Origin of the sequence: Oscillibacter valericigenes, assembly GCF_016902445.1 — a bacterium.
In the GTDB taxonomy this organism is placed as follows: Bacteria; Bacillota; Clostridia; order Oscillospirales; family Oscillospiraceae; genus Oscillibacter; species Oscillibacter avistercoris.
This window is the reverse complement of the sequence record NZ_JACSNX010000055.1, coordinates 1-1,345: the sequence shown is the minus strand read 5'-3', so window position 1 is coordinate 1,345 and position 1,345 is coordinate 1. Positions and strand designations below refer to the sequence as shown.

2 protein-coding genes are annotated in these 1,345 nt (G+C 62.1%); both read right to left on the bottom strand.

Going from position 1 to position 1,345, the window contains the following annotated elements; all coding sequences use genetic code 11:
* A partial coding sequence (locus H9X91_RS14000) for a hypothetical protein (protein ID WP_204805874.1) occupies window positions 1-278 on the bottom strand: 278 nt, incomplete at its 3' end.
* A gap of 1 nt (window position 279) precedes the next feature.
* Entirely contained in the window at window positions 280-705 is a 426-nt protein-coding gene (locus H9X91_RS13995; RefSeq protein ID WP_204805873.1) for a hypothetical protein, read from the bottom strand.
* Between the last annotated feature and the right edge of the window lie 640 nt (window positions 706-1,345).

The following is a 1,345-nucleotide window of genomic DNA, read 5'->3' as shown; positions in this document are numbered from 1 at the left end:
CTCCCCTCCCACCCCAGATAGTCCAGTGGGCGAGGAATCTGGCGGTGATGGAGCTCCCGCAGCAGGTCATACTCCTGGCGCAGGGTGTCCTCCCGCCCCGCCGGCTGTGTCTTCAGCACCGCCTGCCGGCCGGCCTGATCCCGAAGCAGATACACCTGCCGCTCCCCATCCTTCAGACAGGACTGGACCGTGTACCGCACACTCCACTCCGGGGGCAGAGTCAGGGTGTCCAGCACCTGCTCCTGGTACTCTTTCAAAAACTGTTCCCGCTCTCCCATGTCAGAGCTCCCCGGCATAGAGGCTCCGCTCCGGCAGGGAGGAGAGCAGCTCCTCCGCCTGCAGCAGGCTCATCTTCTGGTTCAGCGCGAAGATCACGGCGGCGTCCCGGCGCACGCGGGGATAGAGTGCCCCGCATCCACCCACCGCCAGAAGGCGCTGGGTCTCCTTCAGCGACAGGCCCAGGGCCAGGGCGGTGCGCAGCAGGATATCCCGCCCCGGAACCCGTTCCCCCCGCAAGATCTGATAGCCGTAGGATTTGCTCACGTCAGCCGCAGTCATCCACTCCGGGGCGCTCAGGCCCGCTTTCTCCAGCAGTTCCAGCAGCACCTGTGAACAGGTGGAGACCGTCTCCTCCTGATTCAGGAGTTTCCTTCCGCTCTCCCAGCTTTTCAGTCTGTGAAACAGTTCGCTTGTGGTGTCCGGCATCTGTCTCCCTCCTCCCCAATTGTATGTCCATTATACCGGTAATTTTAAAAATTCCAAAGGAATTTTTCCGGGGGAGCAGACAAATATCTGCGGTAAATTCTGTAGGCGGAACCGTTTGCCAGAAACGCCCTCTCCGGTCAGATTTTGATATGCAATACAAAGAAAACGGCTCTGCTCCTCTGCTATCGGAAACACCGATGCGTCTCCTACTTCCCCCTGTGCGCTCCTGTGTGCCTCCCTGGAGACAGGATGGCTCCGTAACCCCGGCGGAGCGGAACAGGGGCGTGTGGGGGGCGTGTGCCCGGCGCTGGCCCGTTGCCCTGGTTCCCATCCGCGACCGGTTTGTGCCACAAGCCCGGAGCGATTTGCCCCGCCGATGAGGGAGAAATGGACGGTCGAAAAAAGTGCGGGAAAAACCATACCACATCTCCTCGCAGTGCGGAGAGCGCTTGTGCCGCCAGTACTTGCACGGCCGGGGAACGCGGTTTTACCCACCCACGGGTGGGGCAAGCAGAGCGTTTGGCTTACCGCTGGCAGCCAAACGCGTTTTGCGGGCTGGCGCCCGCACCCACTTTAGGCGGCCCGAGGGCCGAAGGGCAGAGAGAAGAAACCGGGCGCTGCCCGGCTATAGACTCTGCGG

Bases quoted from the DNA above. Each gene is read 5' to 3' on its own strand.
- H9X91_RS13995 (WP_204805873.1), bottom strand. From the start codon at position 705: ATGCCGGACACCACAAGCGAACTGTTTCACAGACTGAAAAGCTGGGAG.